The 18997-nt window shown below is 71.5% G+C and carries 15 protein-coding genes; 11 read left to right on the top strand and 4 right to left on the bottom strand.

What is annotated here, in order from left to right:
• Nucleotides 1–125: 125 nt before the first annotated feature.
• The 6 genes from leuS (at nt 126) to rlmH (ending at nt 6202) form a co-directional block, all read left to right on the top strand.
• Complete coding sequence (gene leuS / locus ACF3M1_RS11620) at nt 126–2888, top strand: leucine--tRNA ligase (protein WP_394000809.1); 2763 nt, start codon at nt 126–128, stop codon at nt 2886–2888.
• Nucleotides 2889–2966: 78 nt separating this feature from the next.
• Nucleotides 2967–3503 (top strand): LPS assembly lipoprotein LptE, encoded by a 537-nt coding sequence (lptE, locus tag ACF3M1_RS11615; protein ID WP_394000807.1) that lies wholly within the window; start codon nt 2967–2969, stop codon nt 3501–3503.
• A gap of 31 nt (nt 3504–3534) precedes the next feature.
• The gene (gene holA, locus ACF3M1_RS11610) at nt 3535–4581 is read left to right on the top strand and encodes a DNA polymerase III subunit delta (protein ID WP_394000805.1); all 1047 of its coding nucleotides are present in this window, start codon (nt 3535–3537) and stop codon (nt 4579–4581) included.
• Nucleotides 4582–4589: 8 nt separating this feature from the next.
• Entirely contained in the window at nt 4590–5249 is a 660-nt protein-coding gene (gene nadD / locus ACF3M1_RS11605; RefSeq protein ID WP_394000803.1) for a nicotinate-nucleotide adenylyltransferase, read from the top strand.
• Nucleotides 5250–5278: 29 nt separating this feature from the next.
• Complete coding sequence (gene rsfS, locus ACF3M1_RS11600; protein WP_394000801.1) at nt 5279–5692, top strand: ribosome silencing factor; 414 nt, start codon at nt 5279–5281, stop codon at nt 5690–5692.
• A gap of 39 nt (nt 5693–5731) precedes the next feature.
• Nucleotides 5732–6202 (top strand): 23S rRNA (pseudouridine(1915)-N(3))-methyltransferase RlmH, encoded by a 471-nt coding sequence (rlmH, locus tag ACF3M1_RS11595; RefSeq protein ID WP_394000799.1) that lies wholly within the window; start codon nt 5732–5734, stop codon nt 6200–6202.
• Nucleotides 6203–6898: 696 nt separating this feature from the next.
• Here the strand turns inward: rlmH and ACF3M1_RS11590 are convergent.
• The 3 genes from ACF3M1_RS11590 to ACF3M1_RS11580 all read right to left on the bottom strand — a co-directional run bounded on the left by ACF3M1_RS11590 (nt 6899) and on the right by ACF3M1_RS11580 (nt 8872).
• A complete protein-coding gene (locus tag ACF3M1_RS11590) occupies nt 6899–7591 on the bottom strand; it encodes an energy transducer TonB (RefSeq protein WP_394000797.1) in 693 nt (230 codons plus the stop codon).
• Nucleotides 7592–7959: 368 nt separating this feature from the next.
• On the bottom strand, nt 7960–8133 hold the full coding sequence (locus tag ACF3M1_RS11585) for a hypothetical protein (protein ID WP_394000795.1): 174 nt from the start codon (nt 8131–8133) through the stop codon (nt 7960–7962).
• A 1-nt stretch (nt 8134) separates the two neighbouring features.
• Nucleotides 8135–8872, bottom strand: a complete 738-nt coding sequence (locus ACF3M1_RS11580; RefSeq protein WP_394000793.1) for an SIMPL domain-containing protein — start codon at nt 8870–8872, stop codon at nt 8135–8137.
• 119 nt (nt 8873–8991) lie between these two features.
• Here ACF3M1_RS11580 and ACF3M1_RS11575 point away from each other — a divergent pair, with 119 nt between their 5' ends.
• The 4 genes from ACF3M1_RS11575 to tldD all read left to right on the top strand — a co-directional run bounded on the left by ACF3M1_RS11575 (nt 8992) and on the right by tldD (nt 16831).
• The gene (locus tag ACF3M1_RS11575; RefSeq protein ID WP_394000791.1) at nt 8992–9588 is read left to right on the top strand and encodes a Maf family protein; all 597 of its coding nucleotides are present in this window, start codon (nt 8992–8994) and stop codon (nt 9586–9588) included.
• Nucleotides 9589–9594: 6 nt separating this feature from the next.
• The gene (gene rng, locus ACF3M1_RS11570; RefSeq protein WP_394000789.1) at nt 9595–11109 is read left to right on the top strand and encodes a ribonuclease G; all 1515 of its coding nucleotides are present in this window, start codon (nt 9595–9597) and stop codon (nt 11107–11109) included.
• Nucleotides 11110–11130: 21 nt separating this feature from the next.
• Entirely contained in the window at nt 11131–14991 is a 3861-nt protein-coding gene (locus tag ACF3M1_RS11565) for a YhdP family protein (protein WP_394000787.1), read from the top strand.
• Nucleotides 14992–15367: 376 nt separating this feature from the next.
• Nucleotides 15368–16831, top strand: coding sequence for a metalloprotease TldD (tldD, locus tag ACF3M1_RS11560; protein ID WP_394000785.1), 1464 nt, complete (start codon nt 15368–15370; stop codon nt 16829–16831).
• A gap of 100 nt (nt 16832–16931) precedes the next feature.
• Here tldD and yjgA read toward each other — a convergent pair whose 3' ends face one another.
• Nucleotides 16932–17534 carry a ribosome biogenesis factor YjgA gene (gene yjgA / locus ACF3M1_RS11555; protein WP_394005254.1) on the bottom strand — a complete coding sequence of 201 codons (603 nt, stop codon included), beginning with the start codon at nt 17532–17534 and terminating at the stop codon, nt 16932–16934.
• Nucleotides 17535–17557: 23 nt separating this feature from the next.
• On the opposite strand from yjgA, the gene pmbA reads away from it, so the two are divergent.
• Nucleotides 17558–18940, top strand: a complete 1383-nt coding sequence (gene pmbA / locus ACF3M1_RS11550) for a metalloprotease PmbA (protein ID WP_394005253.1) — start codon at nt 17558–17560, stop codon at nt 18938–18940.
• The last annotated feature ends 57 nt before the right edge of the window (nt 18941–18997 follow it).

Here is an 18997-nt window from a genome sequence, read left to right as displayed (position 1 = left end):
CGGCAGTGTAGCGGCGTGGCCGGCGCGGCGCAGGCGCGCGCGCCTGGGGCGCCGGACGGCGTCCGGCCCGCATGGCGGGCCCCGGGTGGCTGCGGTAGGCTTGCCGGCTGTCCAGCTTCCCTGTCATGGCCGTGTCCAGCGAACCCGTCGTCGTCGATCCCAACGCCTACCAGCCCACTCCGGTGGAATCCGACGCCCAGCGGTTCTGGACCTCGACCCGTGCGTTCGAGGTCACCGAGCGGGCCGACAAGCCGAAGTACTACTGCCTGTCGATGCTGCCGTACCCGTCGGGCGCGCTGCACATGGGCCATGTGCGCAACTACACGCTCAGCGACGTCATCAGCCGCTACCAGCGCATGATCGGCAAGAACGTGCTGCAGCCGATGGGCTGGGACGCCTTCGGCCTGCCGGCCGAGAACGCCGCGATCAAGAACGCGACCGCGCCGGCCAAGTGGACCTACGCCAACATCGACCATATGCGCGGCCAGCTGCAGTCGCTGGGCTATGCGATCGACTGGAGCCGCGAGTTCGCGACCTGCGCGCCGGACTACTACGTCCATGAGCAGCGCATGTTCGTGCGCCTGATGAAGAAGGGGCTGGCCTACCGCCGCAATTCGGTCGTCAACTGGGATCCGGTCGACCAGACCGTGCTCGCCAACGAACAGGTCATCGACGGCCGCGGCTGGCGTTCGGGCGCGGTCGTGGAGAAGCGCGAGATTCCGCAGTGGTTCCTCAAGATCACCGCGTATGCGCAGGAGCTGCTCGACGGCCTGGACACGCTCGGCGGCTGGCCGGAGTCGGTCAAGACCATGCAGCGCAACTGGATCGGGCGCAGCGAAGGCCTGGAGTTTTCGTTCGACGTGGCCGGCAGCGACGACAAGCTGGCCGTGTACACCACGCGCCCCGACACCCTGATGGGCGTGACCTTCGTGTCGGTCGCCGCCGAGCATCCGCTCGCGATGCGCGCCGCCGAGCGCGATGCTGACTTGGCCGAATTCATTGCCGACCTGCGCCAGGGCGGCGTGTCCGAGGCCGAGCTGGAAACCCAGGTCAAGCGCGGCATGGACACCGGCCTGCGTGCGATCCACCCGGTCACCGGCGAGGAGATCCCGGTCTGGGTCGCCAACTTCGTGCTGATGGGCTACGGCACCGGCGCGGTCATGGCCGTGCCCGGCCACGACCAGCGCGACTGGGAATTCGCCAAGGCCTACGGCCTGCCGATCCGGATGGTGGTCGTGCCGGACGAGGTCCGCGACGCATTGCAGGAAATCGGTCGCGATCGCCGCAGCAGCGCCGATCCGATGCGCTCGGCACTGGGCAGCGGCGCAGCGCTCGATGTCTATGACACGGGCGCGGCCGTGCAGGTGGTGCAGGCCTTCGAGCGCCGCATTGCCGAAGAAGGCGCGTATACCGACCGCGGCTGGCTGGTGAATTCCGGCGAACTCGACGGTCTCGATTTCCAGCAGGCGCTCGACGCCCTGGCCGCCCGATTCGAAGGGGAAAGGCGCGGCAACCGCAAGGTCAACTACCGCCTGCGCGACTGGGGCGTCAGCCGCCAGCGCTACTGGGGCTGCCCGATCCCGGTGATCTACTGCGACGGCTGCGGCGCGGTGCCGGTGCCCGAGGACCAGCTGCCGGTGCTGCTGCCCGAAGACGTCGAGGACGCGTTCGCCAACCCGGGTGTCGTGCAGTCGCCGATCAAGTCGAACCCGGAGTGGCGCAAGACCACGTGCCCGACCTGCGGCGGCGCCGCCGAACGCGAGACCGACACCTTCGACACCTTCATGGAGTCGAGCTGGTACACCGCGCGCTACACCTCGCCCGGCGCGGCCGACATGGTCGATGCGCGCGCCGATTACTGGACGCCTGTCGACCAGTACATCGGCGGCATCGAGCACGCGATCCTGCATCTGCTGTATTTCCGCTTCTACCACCGCCTGATGCGCGACGAAGGCCTGGTGCGCAGCGACGAGCCGGTGATCAACCTGCTGACCCAGGGCATGGTCATCGCCGACACGTTCTATCGGGAACTCGACAACGGCGGCAAGGACTGGATCAACCCGGCCGATGTCGAGATCGTCCGCGACGACAAGGGTCGGATCACCGGCGCGACCTCGAAGCTCGACGGCCAGCCGGTCTCGATCGGCGGCACCGAGAAGATGTCGAAGTCGAAGAACAACGGCGTCGACCCGCAGTCGATGATCGGCAAGTACGGCGCCGACACCGTGCGCCTGTTCTCGATGTTCGCCGCGCCGCCGGAGCAGTCGCTGGAGTGGAACGAGGCCGGCGTCGAAGGCATGTCGCGCTTCCTGCGCCGGTTGTGGACCCAGGTGCAGAAGCACGTGCAGGGTGGTGCGGCCGGCACGTTCGATGTCGCTGCCGCGACGCCCGCGCAGAAGACCCTGCGTCGCCAGCTGCACGAGGCGATCCAGAAGGTGGGCGACGACTACGGCCGCCGCCACAGCTTCAACACCGCGATCGCCGCGGTGATGGAGCTGCTGAACCACGTCGGCAAGTTCGACGAGATGGATGCAAACGCACGCGCGCTGCGCCAGGAGACGTTCGAGACCATCGTGCTGCTGCTCAACCCGATCACGCCGCACATCGCGCACACGCTGTGGCAGGTGCTGGGCCACGCCGAGACACTGCTCGAGGACCAGGCCTTCCCGCAGGCCGATCCGGCCGCGCTGCAGCGCGACGCGGTGACGCTGGCGATCCAGGTCAACGGCAAGCTGCGCGGCACGATCGAGGTCGCGGTCGACCTGCCGAAGGACGCGATCGAGGCAATGGCACTCGCCGAGCCCAATGTCGCCAAGTTCCTCAGCGAGCTGACGGTGCGCAAGGTCATCGTCGTGCCGGGCAAGATCGTCAACATCGTCGCCGGCTGATCCGGGCGTCTGAACCGGGTTCGCCCGGTTCGGCGCACGTCGCTTGCCGCCCCCCGTCCCCTCGTCCAGACTGCGCCCATGAGCCTTTTCCGACTGCGTTCGATCCGCCTGGCAGCCGCCGCGCTCGCCCTGACCCTGCTGCTGCCGGCCTGCGGATTCCATCTGCGCAATGCGCTGACGTTGCCGCCGGATCTGGGGCCTGTCGACATCGTCTCCAGCGATCCCTATAGCCGCCTGGCGCGGTCGGTCGAGCGTGCGCTGGCCGCCGCCGGTGCCGAGATCGCCGAGCCGCGCGCGCAGGACGTCGCAGTGCTCAACATCCAGTCCGAGCGCTGGGCCGCGCTGCCGGCCAGCCTCGACGCGCAGGGCCGCGCGCAGGAATACACGCTGCGCTACGCGGTGGTGTTCTCGATGCGCGACGCCGACGGCCGCGATGTCGTGCCGCAGCAGGCGATCGAACTCGCGCGCGACTATCTCGCGCCGCCGACCGACTCGATCGGTGCCGATTCCGAACGCGAACTGCTGTCGCGCGAACTCGAGCGCGAGATGACCGCCTCGATCATCCGGCGCATCGACGCCGTGTTCCGCAATCCGCAGGAACGTACGGCCCGGTGATCCCGGTCCCCGACACGCGCGCGGTATACCGATGGAGCTGACGCCCGAACGCCTGCCCGCGCAGCTCGCGCGTGAACCGCTGCGCCCGGCGTATCTGATCGCCGGCCCCGAGCCGCTGCGTGTGCTCGAAGCCGCCGACGCGGTGCGTACCGCGGCGCGCGCGCAGGGTGTCGCCGAGCGCGAGGTGTTCGAGCCCGAAGGTCGCGATATCGACTGGAACGGACTCGAGGCGACGTTCCGTGCGCCCAGCCTGTTCGCGTCGCGGCGACTGGTCGAGCTGCGCCTGCCGACCACCAAGCCGGGCAAGGAGGGCGCCCAGGTCATTGCCGGCTTCTGCGCCGATCCGCCGGCCGACGTGACCCTGCTGGTCACCGGCGGCGAATGGAGCCGCCAGCACGGCGGCAAGTGGAGCGAGGCGATCGGCGCCATCGGCCACATCGTCGTTGCCTGGCAGGTCAAGCCGCACGAACTCGCCGGCTGGATCGAGGCCCGGCTGCGCAGCCGCAAGGTGCTGGCGGATCCCGGCGCGGTGCAGCAACTCGCCGAGCGGGTCGACGGCAACCTGCTGGCCGCCGCGCAGGAGGTCGACAAGCTGGCGCTGCTGGCCGAAGGCCAGACCCTGGATGCCGAGCGCATGCAGGCGCTGGTGGCCGATGCCGCGCGCTTCGACGTGTTCCGCCTGCTCGATGCGACGATGAACGGACAGCCCGCCCAGGCCGCGCGGATGCTCGCCGGCCTGCGCGCCGAGGGCGAGGCGATTCCGGCGCTGATGGGCATGATCGTCATGGAACTCACCCGCGCCGCGAGCCTCGCCCAGGTGCAGGCGCGTGGCGGCAACATGGCCGCCGAATTCAAGGCCCAGCGCATCTGGGACGCCCGCCAGGCAGGCTATCGCCGCGCGCTGCAGCGGCATCCGGCCGCGCGTTGGGAGCGGTTCGTCGCCGAAGCCGGTCGCGTCGACCGCATCGCCAAGGGCCGCGGCCGCTGGGGCCAGGATCCGACCGATGCCTGGCTGGCGCTGGAGCGCTTGCTCGTCGCCGTGGCCGATGCCCGTGCCGGCGCGCTGCTGGCGGCCTGAGCCGGCAGGTGGATCTGTTTCTCGTCTACGGCGGCACTTTCGATCCGGTGCACTGCGGCCATCTTTCAATCGCGATCGCCGCCCGCGATGCGCTGCAGTGCACGGTCCGGCTGATGCCGGCCGGTGACCCCCCGCATCGCGCAGCTCCGGGCGCGGATGCGGCTGATCGCGCGGCAATGGTCGCGCTGGCGATCGCCGATGCGCCGGGGCTCGTGCTCGACCGCCGCGAGCTCGAGCGCCACGGGCGCAGTTACACCGTCGATACGCTCGAAGCGCTGCGCGCCGAGCTCGGCCCGGCGCAGCCCTTGGCCTGGCTGGTCGGCGCCGACAGTCTGCTCGGCCTGACGAGCTGGCATCGCTGGGAGGCCCTGTTCGATCTGGCCCATCTGGTCGTCGCCGACCGGCCCGGCAGTGCGCTCGACGCCCCGCTGTCGCCGGCGCTGTCCGAGGTGCTGCGGGCGCGCTGGACCGACGCCCCGGCCGCATTGGCCGGCACGCCTGCCGGACGCGTCCTGCGACTGGGCCAGCCGCTGCATCCTGTGGCCGCCACCGAGGTCCGCGCGCGGGTCGCCCAGGGTCAATCGCTGCAAGGCTGGGTACCCGACCCGGTGGCCGCATTCATCGACGAGAAGGGCCTGTACCGGTCCGGACCGGGCGCTTCGCTATAATCCGCACCGCACTCCACGAGCAAGCTCCCTTGTCCAATACCGCACACGTCATCAAGACCCGTCTCCCCGAACCGCCGCCGGCGCCGGACGTCCTGCTCCAGCTGGCCCGCGATGCGGTCGATCACCTCAAGGCCGTCGACGTCATCGACATCGACGTGCGCGGACGCAGCAGCGTGTGCGACTACATGGTGGTCGCGTCGGGCACATCGAGCCGTCACGTGAAGTCGATCGCCGACGAGGTGGTCAAGCGCGCCAAGCAGCTCGGCTGCCAGCCGCTGGGCGTCGAGGGCGAGCGCGAGGCCGAATGGGTGCTCGTCGACCTGGGCGACGTCGTCGTCCACGTGATGCTGCCGCGCGTGCGCGAGTTCTACGCGCTCGAGCGCCTGTGGACCGTCGGCGACCAGCCGCCGGACGACGAACGCGGCCCGCGTCGCGATGCCTGATCGCGGCGTCCCGGCGTGTGCGCCGGGACTTCGGACACCATGAAGGCGAAGCTCGTCGCCGTCGGTGAACGCGCTCCGGCCTGGGTGGCCGAGGGCTTCGCCGAGTACCGCAAACGGCTGTCGCACTGGCTGCCGTTGGATCTGATCGAAGTCGAGCCCGGCCTGCGCGGCAAGGGGCGTGACACCGCGCGTGCGATGTCCGACGAGGGCGCGCGCGTGCTGGCCGCAGTACCGCGCGACACCCTCGTCGTCGCGCTGGACGGACGCGGCCGTCTGCATTCGTCCGAAGATCTCGCGCAGCGGCTCGAACATTGGCGCATGCAGGGGCGTGATCTCGCGTTCCTGATCGGTGGGCCGGAAGGCCACGCACCGGACGTGCTCGCGCGTGCCGACGAACGCTGGTCGCTCGGCCCGCTGACGCTGCCGCACATGCTGGTGCGGCTGGTGCTCGCCGAACAGCTCTACCGCGCAGCGGCGATGCTGGCGAACCATCCTTACCATCGCGCCTGAGGCGCGTGCGGCTGGCGAGGGCGGGCGTGCCCGCGTACGTTCCCGCCGGTCCGGCGCACGTCTGCACGAGCGTCCCGCCATTCCCTTCCTGCGGCTGTAGGAGCGCGCTCGCGCGCGATAGGGCTGTCGTGGGAAAGCCGATCGCGCGCCAGCGCGCTCCTACACCAGGTCGAGGCGCGCCGCGCAGAGAGTGCCTTATGGCGGCGAGGTATCCGGAATGTTTTTCCGGAACCGGCAGGCCGTTGGCGCCCCTGGCCCCCCGGGACGCGCCGCAGGACCAGCACGCTCGAGCGTTTTGTAGGAGCGCGCTTGCGCGCGATGGGGCTCTCGCAGGAACGCCGATCGCGCGCCAGCGCGCTCACACGAGGTCGAGGCGCCCGTACTGACCGCGGGTTATGCAGCGAGGCGTCGGGAATGGTCTCCCGGATCCGGCCGGGCCGGTGTGCGCCCCTGGCCCCCGCGACGCGCCGCAGGATCAGCACGCTCGAGCGTTTGTAGGAACGCGCTCGCGCGCGATGGGCCGTCGTGGGACAGCCCAATCGCGCGCGAGCGTGCTCCTACACGGGCCAAAGGCGCGCGTTCGAGCACAGGGGATGCGACGAGGGGCGCCATGGGCGCCAGGCCTTTGCTGCATCGTCGAGTCCACGCGGTGGCGCGCGTGCACCACGCCACCGCGTGAGCAGGCCCGGCGCCTGCTCAGCCGCCCGAGAGATTGAAGGCGATCGGCACCAGCCCGATCGCCTCCACCGGCACGCCGTCGCGCATTGCCGGCTGGAACTGCCAGGTCCGCTGGACGTGTCGCAGCGCGGCCCGGTCGAGATCACGATGCCCGCTGCTGCGGTGCAGCCGGACATCGAGCGGTTGGCCGTCGCGCCCGACGTGGACTTCGAGCACCACGACGCCTTCGGCGCCCGCCAGCAGGGCGGGGCGTGGATAGGCCGGGGCAGGCGCGTGGGCATAGGCCAGCGTGACGCCCGCGAGCGGGGCCGGCTCGGCGACGGCTTCGACGCCGACCGTGTTCACGACATGCGATTCCCCGGGCGCTGCCAGGTCGTGGTGGCCCACGATCACCGGTACATCGACCGGCACCGCGATCCGGGGTGCGACCGGCGTCGGCGCCTGCACAGGCACCGGCTTGGGCGTGGTGATCTCGACCCGCTCGGGCGGACGCGGCGGCGTAGGTGGAGGCGGGGTGAGCCAGCGCAGGGCCAGTACGGCGTCCGGCCGGGTGTCGACGACGGGCGGCCGGGTCGCGGGTAACAGCAGAACCGTCAGCAGCATCGCGTTGAACGCGAGTGTGCCGGTGATGCCGATGATCCGGACCGGATCCGGGCGCGATGCGTCCGGGCTGTGCGCGTGCACGCGCGGGGCGACCTGTTGCAGGACCATGCACCACCTCCTGTCATGCGGGCCGGGCGGCCCGTCGGAAGTCGTCAACGCGGCGTCGCGGGCATCGAGGTCGACGGTGTCGTCCGATCCGGTCGCGTCCTTGCCGCCTGCCTCGAACCTGCGCCGGTCCTGTGTGTCGGACAAGCCCGCGCCGACGGACGGCCGCCTCGCGGGGGCGGGCGGCCCGATGCGGGCAAGTGCATGGGGAGGTGCCCGTGCGCATCGGCGAGCCAAGGTCCGCGCCCAGCCGATGCCTGCGGCCTTGCGTGCGTGCACCCCCGCAGAGCGACGCACCCGGGATTCACGGACAGCCAGACACGCGAAGGCCCGCGCGGGGCGGGCCTTCGGCTTCATCGCGGGCGGCGCACTCAGTCGCCGGGCGTCGTTTCGGGCTCGCGGTCGAGACCGCCGTCGTCCGGATCCTGTTCGGGCTCGGGTGCGGGCTGCTGGGCGTCGCCCTTGTCGCGCGGCTGCTTCTCCGCATAGCCCGGCGCCTCGTCCTTGGACGGCGTGCGCGGCGGCGTGGTCTTGGTGTCGGTCATGTCAGCGTCCCAGTTCGAAAACGACGTCGAGGTTCGCACCGAGCGTGGTTTCGCCGGGTGAAACCGGCGGCGCCGCGCTGTCCTGGACCATCGCGCGCATCGCCATCATCGGCCGCGGGGGCTGGAAGCCGCCGCCCTCGCTGATGCTGACGATCCGGCGTACGCGCATGCCCAGCGAGGCCGCATAGGTCTCCGCGCGCTGCTGGGCCTTCTTCAGCGCCGCGGCCCTCGCTTCGTCCTGCACGCCTTCGGCGTCTTCGATCTCGAAGGTCGGACCGTTGATCTGGTTGGCGCCGCTGGCGACCAGCGCATCGAGCACCGCACCGAGGCGACGGATGTCGCGCACGCGCAGGTTGACGGTGTTGTTGGCCTGGTAGCCGGTGATCACCGGCGGCTGGTTCTCGGCATAGCGGTACTGCGGGCTCAGGTTGATGCCCGAGGTCTGCACGTCGCGGTCGGCGATGCCGGCCGCCTTGATCGCCGCGACCAGGCGGGTCATCTCCTCGCTGTTGGCGCGAAGCGCACCGTTCGCATCGGCGGCCTGGGTGACGACGCCGGTCGACAGCGTGGCGATGTCCGGCGCGCGGCTGGCCTCGGCGCTGGCCGAGATCGACAGCAGCGTGCCGTCGGCAGGCGCAGCGTGCGCGCGGGGTTCCTGGGCGGACGCGGTGGTCATCGAAAGGCTCCCGAGGACGAGGCTGCAGGCGAGCATCAGGGGACGGAACGGAGGGGTGCGCATAGGGGGCTCCAAGGACGATCGACAGGGTCGTCACGACGGGGTGAACGGGTCGTGAGCCGGAACGGGGTTGACGTCGATGTGGTTCCGGCCCGGCAGGCACCGCACGGTATCCTGTGCCGATGCTCCATCTGGCTTCGCAATCCCCACGCCGTCGCGCCCTGCTGGCCCGTCTCGGACTGCCGTTCGAGGTGGTGGATGTGGTCGTGCCCGAGCAGCGTGAGCCGGGCGAGGGCGCGGCCGATTACGTGCGGCGCGTCGCGCGCGAGAAGGCCGGCGCGGGCCTGCTCGCCGTGGTCGCGGTGCCGCACGCGGTCGTGCTGGGCGCCGACACCGAAGTGGTGCTCGATGACGAGGTGTTCGGCAAGCCGCGCGACGACGCCGATGCCGCGCAGATGCTGCACCGGCTGTCGGGGCGCACGCATCAGGTCATCTCGTCGGTGGCGCTGGTCTCGGCCGGGCGCGAGGCCCAGGCGACCGTGGTCACCGAAGTGACCTTCGATACGCTGGACGCGGCCACCATCGCCGCCTACGTCGCCGGCGGCGAGCCGCACGGCAAGGCCGGCGCCTATGCGATCCAGGGTGGCGCGGAGCTGTTCGTCAGCCGCATGGCGGGCAGCCATTCGGGCGTGGTCGGACTGCCGCTGCAACAGACCGCCGCGCTGCTGCGCGGCTTCGGATTGGACCCGCGGCCCTTCGCTGCGAACGACGGAAGCTGACACCGGATGTCCGAAGAGATCCTCATCAACGTCACGCCGCGCGAAACCCGCGTGGCGGTGGTCGAGAACGGCATGCTGCAGGAGCTGCACATCGAGCGCGGCTGGCGGCGTGGGGTGGTCGGCAACATCTACAAGGGCAAGGTGCAGCGGGTGATGCCCGGCATGCAGGCCGCGTTCGTCGACATCGGCCTGGAACGCGCGGCGTTCCTGCACGCCAACGACGTGGTGCGGCCGCCGTCGAGCACCGGCAACGGCGAAGGCGACAGCCTGTTTCCTGCGCCGGGACCGACGCTGCCGGTCAACGAGCTGCTGCGCGACGGCCAGGACATCGTGGTGCAGGTGGTCAAGGACCCGATCGGCAGCAAGGGCGCGCGGCTGACCACGCAGATCAGCATTCCGTCGCGCTATCTGGTGCTGCTGCCGCAGTCGCGTGTGGTCGGCGTATCGGCGCGGATCGAGGACGACGTCGAGCGCACGCGCCTGAAGACGCTGGTGTCCGAACTCGCCGCCGCGACCGGCGGTCACGGCTACATCGTGCGCACCAATGCCGAAGGCCAGAGTGCCGAGGCGCTGGCCGAGGACGTCGCCTACCTGCAGCGCGCCTGGGCGCTGATCGAGCACACCACCGCCGATGCGCGCGTCGGTGCACGCGTGTACGAGGATCTGACGCTGCCGATGCGCGCGGTCCGTGACCTGATGCGGCGCGACGTCGACAAGGTCAAGGTCGATTCGCGCGACACCTACGAGAAGCTGTGCATCTTCGCCGCGCAGTACCTGCCGACGCCGGGCCCGGCCGAGCAGGCGCGCCTGGTCGACCGGATCGAGTGCTACACCGGCAACAGGCCGATCTTCGACATGTACGGCGTCGAGGACGAAATCCAGCGTGCGCTGAAGAAGGACGTGCCGCTGAAATCGGGCGGGTATCTCGTGATCGACCAGACCGAGGCGATGACCACGGTCGACGTCAACACCGGCTCGTTCCTGGGCCAGCGCAATCTCGAGGAGACGGTGTTCCGCACCAATCTCGAGGCCGCGCAGGCGGTGGCGCGCCAGCTGCGCCTGCGCAATCTGGGCGGCATCATCATCATCGACTTCATCGACATGGTGGATCCGGAGCACCGGCGCCAGGTGCTGCGCACGCTCGAGAAGTCGCTGTCCAAGGACCACGCCAAGACCACGGTCTACGACTTCTCGCCGCTGGGCCTGGTCGAGATGACCCGCAAGCGCACCGTCGAGAGCCTGCAGCGCCAGCTGGGCGAGTCGTGCACGGCCTGCGGCGGGCGCGGCATCGTCAAGACGGTGGAAACCGTCACCTACGAGATCTTCCGCGAGATCGTGCGCGCGGTGCGCCAGTTCGAGGCCGAGCGCCTGCTGGTGATCGCGTCGCCCCGCGTCGTGTCGATGATCACCGACGAGGAATCGGCGGCCGTGGTCGAACTCGAGGAGTTCCTCGGCAAGTCGATCCGCTTCCAGTCCGACGACCAGTACCTGCAGGAGCAGTTCGACGTTGTGCTGCTCTGAGCGCCGCCGGCGGGCGTCGCGATGACCGCCGCCTGGGCGAAGCGCCTGCGCGGCGCGCACCTCGGTGCGTGGTACGTGCTGGCGACGGCGCTGGTGCTGGTGGCGATCGGCGCGGTGGTGCTCGCGCAGCTCGCACTGCCGTGGGTGGAACGCAATCCGCGCGCAGTCGCGCACTGGCTGAGCGAGCGCGCCGGCCGGCCGGTGGCGTTCGACACGCTGGAGAGCGAGTGGACCCGCCGCGGCCCGTTGCTGCGGGTGACCGGCCTGCGCATCGGCGCGGCCGACATGGCGGTGCCGGTCGAGCGCGCGGAGATCCAGATCGCCCCCTACGCCGGGCTGCTGCCGGGGCGCTCGCTGACCGAACTGCGCCTGCACGGTCTGGCGCTGACGCTCGAGCGCGAGGACGACGGCCGCTGGCACGTGCGCGGCCTTCCGGGGGCTGCGCAGCCCGACGACGATCCGCTGGACGCACTCCAGGGCCTGGGTGAGCTGCAGGTCGTCGATGCGCGGCTCGCGATCGATGCGCCGTCGCTGTCGCTGCGGCACGAACTGCCGCGGGTGGATCTGCGGCTGCGGGTCGACCGGCACCGCGTGCGCGCTGCGGCGCGCGCATGGATCGAAGCCGACGGCGCGCCGCTCGATCTGCGTCTGGATATGGAGCGCGCCGACGGCGACGGACGCGCCTACGTGGCCATGCCGCGCAACGACCTCCAGGTGTGGTCTCCGCTTCTGGCATCGAGCGGCATCGCCATTCGCGAGGGGCACGGCGGGGTCGCGGTGTGGCTGGACCTGCACGAACGGCGGGTGATCGCGGCCACCGCCGACGTCGCTCTGGAAACGCTGGCACTGCAGCGTGCGGCCGACGTCGCACGGCAGGCGGAGGCGGCGCCCACCGTCGCGTTCGACGGCATGCAGGCCCGGCTGCACTGGCGTCATGCGGACGGCGACTGGCGTCTCGATGCGCCGCGGCTGCGGATCGTGCAGCACGGGCGCGAGCAGACGCTGGACGGCCTGGCGGTCGCGGGCGGGGCGCACTGGGCGATCCAGGCCCAACGGGTGGAGGTGGCGCCGCTGCTCGCCCTGGCGGCCCTCGCCGACGGGGTGTCGCCGACGCTGCGCGACTGGCTGCAGGCGTCGGCGCCGCACGCGGTGGTGAGCGAACTCGCGTTCGCCGCGCAGCGCGGCGGCCCGGTGCGGGTGTCGGCGCGCATCGACGATCTCGGGTTTTCGCCCGTCGCCGACCGCCCTGGTCTGCACGGGCTGTCGGGCACGCTGTCCGGTGATGCGGCCGGCGTGGTGTTCCGCCCCGATCCGGCGGCGACGGCCGTGTTCGACTGGCCGGTCGGCTTCGGCGTTCCGCATCCGCTGCAGCTGGCAGGCGACATCGTCGGCTGGCGCGACGGCGGCGAGTGGCACGTGGACACGCCGGGGCTGCGCATCGAGGGCGACGGGTACGCGGCCGATGCGCGCGGCGGTCTCGCGTTCGATCACGACGGGTCGCGGCCGCGCCTCGATCTGGCGGTGCGCGTCGATCCGGCGCAGATCCCGGTGGCCAAGAAATTCTGGGTGCGCCACGCGATGCCCGAAGCCGCGCGCGCCTGGCTCGACATGGCGCTGGTCGCGGGCGAGGTCCAGGAGGGCCGCGCGATCGTCGCCGGCGATCTCGACGACTGGCCCTTCAGTCCGCAGGACGCCCACGACCGCAACGGCGTGTTCGCCGCCGAGGCGCGCCTGGCCAGCGCGACGATCCGTTTCCAGGACGACTGGCCGGCGATGGAGGCGCTGTCGGGCCGCCTGCGCTTCCTCAACGACGGATTCACGCTCGACGGTGCTGGCGGCGAACTGGCCAGCGTGCCGGTGCGCGACATCACCGCGGGCATGACGCATTACGGCAGTAGCCCGGTGGCGGTGCAGGCCGGCTCGGCCACCGATGCCGCGCGTCTGCTGACGCTGCTGAAGCAGAGCCCGATCCACGCCGACCATGCCGAGACGCTCGATGCCCTCGACGTCGCCGGCCCCGCCCGGGTGCGCGTGACGCTCGCGGTGCCGCGGGGCGCGCCGCTGCGGCTGGACGGCACGGTCTCGCTCGACGGGGTGACGATGCGCGAGTCGCGCTTCGACCTGGCGTTCGACGGTGTGCGCGGGGAGGCGCGTTTCAACCAGGCCGGGTTCGGCGCCGAACGCCTCGCAGTGCACCAGGACGGCCACGCGGGGCATCTCGCGCTGCGCGCCGGCGACGGCCACGTCCGCGACCGCACGCAGGCCTTCGAGGGCGAACTCGACATACCGCTGGCGGCATCGACGCTGCTGGCGCGCGCGCCGGACCTCGCCTGGCTGCGGCCGCACGTCGAGGGTGTCGCACCGTGGCAGGTGCAGGTGACGATTCCCGACGGCGCGTCGGCGGGCGCCCCCGCCGCGCGGTTGTTGCTGCGCTCGGATCTCGTCGGCACCCGCTTGCGTCTGCCTGCGCCGCTCGACAAACCGGCCGCGACGCCGCTGCGCACGACGATCGAGGCGCCGATTCCGTTCGATGGTGGCGACATCTCGGTCGGCTTCGGCAACCGGCTGGCCGTGCGCGCGCGGACCCGCGGCGAGCGCACCGGCGTGCGCGTGGAATTCGGCACCGCCCGCGTGCAGGCGGCGCCCCCGGCGACGGGCCTGGCGATCGCGGGGCGCACGCCGGTCGTCGATCTCGTCGACTGGATCGGGCTGATGGGCGGGGGAGGCGACGGCCTCGCGTTGCAGTCACTCGACCTGACCACCGGTGACCTGCGGTTGCCGGGCGCACGCTTCGGCCAGACCCGGCTCACCGCCACGCAGGCCGCGGGCGCGACCGCCCTGCGCCTGGACGGCAGCGGCCTCGCCGGGGACGTGCGCCTGCCCGAGGCCGACGGCGCGCCGGTGGTCGTGGCGTTGCAACGCCTGCATTGGCCGGCGCTGGCCCAGGCCACGGCGACCGCCGCCCCGGCGACGCCGCCGGCGCCGCGCACGCCGGCCGATGACGGCGTCGATCCTGCGGCGCTGCCGCCGGTCCAGCTCACCGTCGACGACCTGCGCGTAGGCGCACTGGCGCTCGGCCAGGTCGACGCGCGCAGCCGCCCGGGCGCGGGTGGTCTGGTGCTCGACCATCTGCGGATCCGCGCGCCGCAGCACCGCATCGACGCGACCGGCCGCTGGACCGGTCGCGGCGCCGCCGCGCGCACCGCGGTCGAGGTCGACGTCGAAAGCGAGGACTTCGGGCGTCTGCTCTCCGGCCTGGGCTTCGCCGGCAGCATCGTCGGCGGACAGGGGCGTGTGGATTTCGACACCGCGTGGCCGGGCTCGCCGGCCGCGTTCGAGATCGCCGCGCTGCAGGGCTCGCTGCAGGTGACGGTCAAGGACGGGCAACTGGTGGAGCTGGAGCCGGGCGCAGGACGCGTGCTCGGCCTGCTGAGCCTGACCGAACTGCCGCGCCGGCTGACGCTGGATTTCCGCGATTTTTTCAACCGGGGGTTCGCCTTCAGCCGGATCGCCGGCGACATCCGGTTCGGCGGCGGGCAGGCGCGCAGCGACGGCGTGACCATCGACGGGCCGGCGGCGGAAATCCGCATCCGCGGCAGCGCCGATCTGCAGGCGCGCACGCACGACCAGTCGATCGAGGTGTTGCCCAAGACCGGCAACCTGCTGCCCGCCGTCGGCGCCCTGACCGCCGGGCCGGTGGGCGCGGCCGTCGGCGCGGTGGCGAACGCGGTGCTGCGTCGCCCGCTGGCCGAGATGGGCGCGCGCAACTATCACGTCAGCGGCCCGTGGCAGGACCCCAAGGTCGAGGTCGTCGAGCGGCGCGACAGCGCGCAGACGCCGCCCGCCCGGCCGCCGGCGACACGGCCGCAGGCGGCGGACTGACGCGAGACGGGCGCGGTTCCTCGCGCCCGCAGCCGATGGCGGTGCGGCACGGGCGCAGAGCGTCGATCGAGCGGTCGGCGAGGGCCGGGTTCGCAGGCCCCTGGCGATCCGCGTGACCGGGCTCTGCGCAGCGTGTGGGGTGGGTGCTGCGTTACGCCGCGAAGATCGCACCGAACGCGCAATCGCCGTCTTCGGGCGGTGTCGACGACCGGCCGCCGAGGCGGCGTCACGTCCGGCCGATGCGCGGCGCGTGCGCTCGCATTGTCGTCATCCGATGCGGTGAAGCCGCGCAGGCGGCGTCACGCACGGCGGTCTCCCGGCGCGGCCCGGCCCCGGATTGGCTTGCCATTCGGGCCCATGCCCCCACACTGGACGGATGACCGAATCCCAGACCGCCACCGGTGACGCGCTGACGCTCGCGCAGAGCCGCCTGCTGCTTCCCGCCGGCCTCGATGCCGTGAACCTCGACCGCACGTTCTCCGCCCTGCTCGGGCCCGGGATCGATTTCGGCGACCTGTATTTCCAGCATTCGCGGCGCGAGAGCTGGTCGGTCGAAGACGGCATCGTCAAGAGCGGCTCGCACGCGATCGAGCAGGGCGTCGGCGTGCGCGCGATCAGCGGCGAGAAGACCGGCTTTGCGTATTCCGACGACATCGACGCGGTCGCACTGCTGGGCGCGGCGCAGTCGGCGCGTGCGATCGCCCGCGACGGCCGCGCGCATGCACCGCAGGCGCTGGCACGCGGCCGCACGCACGACCTGTATCCGGCCAGCGACCCGATCGATGCGCTCGGCAGCGCCGAGAAGGTCGAGGCGCTGCGCCGCATCGACCGCCTGCTGCGCTCCGCCGATCCGCGCGTGCAGCAGGTGATGGTGAGCCTGTCGGGCGGCGTGGACACGGTGCTGGTCGCGCGCAGCGACGGCGTGCTGGCCGGCGACGTGCGCCCGCTGGTGCGGCTCAACATCCAGGTGCTGGTCGAACAGGACGGCCGCCGCGAATCCGGCTATTCCGGCTACGGCGGGCGCTATTCCTACGCCGAACTGCTCGGCGACGGGCGTCCGGAGCATTTCGCGCGCGAAGCGCTGCGCCAGGCGCTGGTGAACCTCGACGCGATCGACGCGCCGGCCGGCGTGATGCCCGTGGTGCTCGGGGCCGGCTGGCCCGGCGTGCTGCTGCACGAGGCGGTCGGACACGGGCTGGAAGGCGACTTCAATCGCAAGGGCACCAGCACTTACGCCGGGCGTCTCGGCCAGCGCGTGGCCTCGCCGGGCGTGACCATCGTCGACGACGGCACGCTCGACGGCCGCCGCGGTTCGCTCAACGTCGACGACGAGGGCACGCCCACGCAATGCACCACGCTGATCGAGGACGGCGTGCTCACCGGCTACATGCAGGACACGCTCAATGCGCGGCTGTCCGGGGTTGCGCCCACCGGCAACGGCCGCCGCGAATCCTTCGCGCACCTGGTGATGCCGCGCATGACCAACACTTACATGCTGGCCGGCCAGGACGATCCGCAGGACATGATCCGCTCGGTCAAGAAGGGCCTGTACGCGGTCAATTTCGGCGGCGGCCAGGTCGACATCACCAGCGGCAAATACGTGTTCTCGGCGACCGAGGCCTATCTGATCGAGGACGGGAAGATCACCGCGCCGGTCAAGGGCGCGACGCTGATCGGCAACGGCCCGGAGACGATGCAGCGCGTGCGCATGATCGGTCACGACATGGCGCTCGACGACGGCGTCGGCGTCTGCGGCAAGGACGGGCAGAGCGTGCCGGTCGGCGTCGGCCAGCCGTCGCTGCTGATCGACCAGCTCACCGTCGGCGGCACGCAGGCTTGAGAGCCGACGTGCGGGTGTCTGGATTCGAGCGTCGGAGTGGCTCGAAGCGGCGCACGCCCGGGAGCGTCAATCCCGCATTCGCGGGAATGACGCTCGACACTCAGCGCACGTCGTGGTCGTCGCTGCTTTCCGCGTCGTCGTCGCGTTCGTCTTCGACCGTGGCCTCGTCGCCTGCGGCGAGCGACGCTGCCGTGAACACGTCGCGCAGCTCGCGGAACAGCTCGCGGAAACTCGTCGGCGGCTTGTTCTTCGCCCGCTCCGCCAGCGTGTTGCGGACCAGTTGGCGCAGGCGCTGGCGGTCGGCGTGGGGATATTCGTCCAGCAGCGCGGCCAGCGCGGTGTCGCCCTCGTCGAGCAGGCGCAGGCGCCACTGCTCGGCGCGGTGCAGGCGCGCGGTGTCGCTGCGTGCCGCATCGCCGCCGGCATCGAGCGCGTCGCGCAGCGCGTGCAGGGTCGCGTCGTCCTCGCGGCGCATCTGCTTGGCCAGGAACGCCATCTGCCGCTTGCGCGCGATGTGCGACGTGATGCGCCGGGTATCGGCGATATGCGGCATCAGGCTGTCGGGCACCGACAGCTTGGCCAGCCGGCCGTCGGGCAGGTCCACCAGGGCCTCGGCCAGCGCCAGCACTTCCAGGGCTTCGCGCCGGTTCTGCTTGCGGCTGGGACCGAGGTACTCGCCGCTGTCTTCGTCTACGCCTCTCATTGCAACAGGATAAGCCATTGACCATCTCCGTACTCCACGCCGCGGTTCCGCACGACGACGATTCCCCGGCCCGGCTCGAGGCCCTGACCGGGTTGTCGCAGCGTCTGCTCGAGCGCTGCCGCGCCGCCGGCGCCAGCCAGGCGGAAGTCTCGTGCTCGGAAGACGCGGGCCTGAACGTCAATGTCCGCATGGGCGAGGTCGAGACCGTCGAGTCCACCCGCGACCGCGGTATCGCGGTCACGGTCTATTTCGGCGCGCGCAAGGGCAGTGCCAGTACGGCCGACCTGCGCGAGGAGAGCCTGGCCGCCACGGTCGACCAGGCGTGTGCGATCGCGCGCTTCACCGAGGACGACGCAGCGTCGGGCCTGGCCGATGCCGAGCTGATGGCGCGCCCCGGCCCCGATGGCCGTTTTCCCGAGTTCGACAGCTGGCATCCCTGGGCGCTCGACGCCGACACCGCGGTCGACCTGGCGCTCGCGTGCGAGGCGGCTGGCCGCGACAGCGATGCGCGCATCCGTAATTCCGATGGCGCCTCGGTGTCGACCTCGCGTTCGCTCGGTGTCTACGCCAACAGCCACGGCTTCGTCGGCGCCGAACGCGGCAGCCACCACAGCGTCGGCTGCGCGCTGATCGCGGGCGAGGGCGAGCGCATGCAGCGCGACGGCTGGTACAGCATCGCGCTGGCGCCGGGCGATCTCGAACCGGCGCAGGCGATCGGCCGCCGGGCCGCGCAGCGCACGCTGGCACGGATGGATCCGCGGCCGATGCCCACCGGGCGTTATCCGGTGCTGTTCCAGGCCGAGATCGCCCGCTCGCTGGTCGGCCACCTGCTCGGCGCGGTCTCCGGCGGCGCGCTCTACCGCCGCGCGAGCTTCCTGCTCGACAGCGTCGGCACCCGGCTGTTTCCCGAGTGGTTCTCGATCCGCGAGCGGCCGTTCCTGATGCGCGGCTTCCAGTCCTCGGCCTTCGATGCCGAAGGCGTGGCGACGCGTGAATCGTCCATCGTCGAGGCCGGCGTGCTGCAGCGCTACGTGCTCGGCAGCTACTCGGCCCGCAAGCTCGGCCTGCAGACGACCGGCAATGCCGGCGGCGTGCACAACCTCGAGATCGCATCGACTGCCGGCGATCTTGACGCCATGGTCCGCGGCATGGGCCGTGGCCTGCTGGTCACCGAGCTGATGGGGCAGGGCGTCAACGCCGTGACCGGCGACTACTCGCGCGGCGCGGCGGGGTTCTGGGTCGAGAACGGCGAACTCCAGCATCCGGTCGACGGCATCACCATCGCCGGCAACCTCAAGCAGATGTTCGCCGGGATCGAGGCCGTGGGCGCCGATGTCGACGTGCGCTCGCACGTGCGGACCGGGTCGATCCTGGTCGGTGCGATGACCGTTGCCGGAACCGATTGACGGTATTCTCGATGGGCGCCGCGGGTGCGGCGAGCCGGTTGCCACCTTCAACGCTCA

It is taken from the genome of Luteimonas sp. WGS1318 (assembly GCF_043187535.1).
Lineage (GTDB): Bacteria > Pseudomonadota > Gammaproteobacteria > Xanthomonadales > Xanthomonadaceae > Luteimonas.
This window is presented reverse-complemented; position numbering and strand designations above follow the sequence as displayed.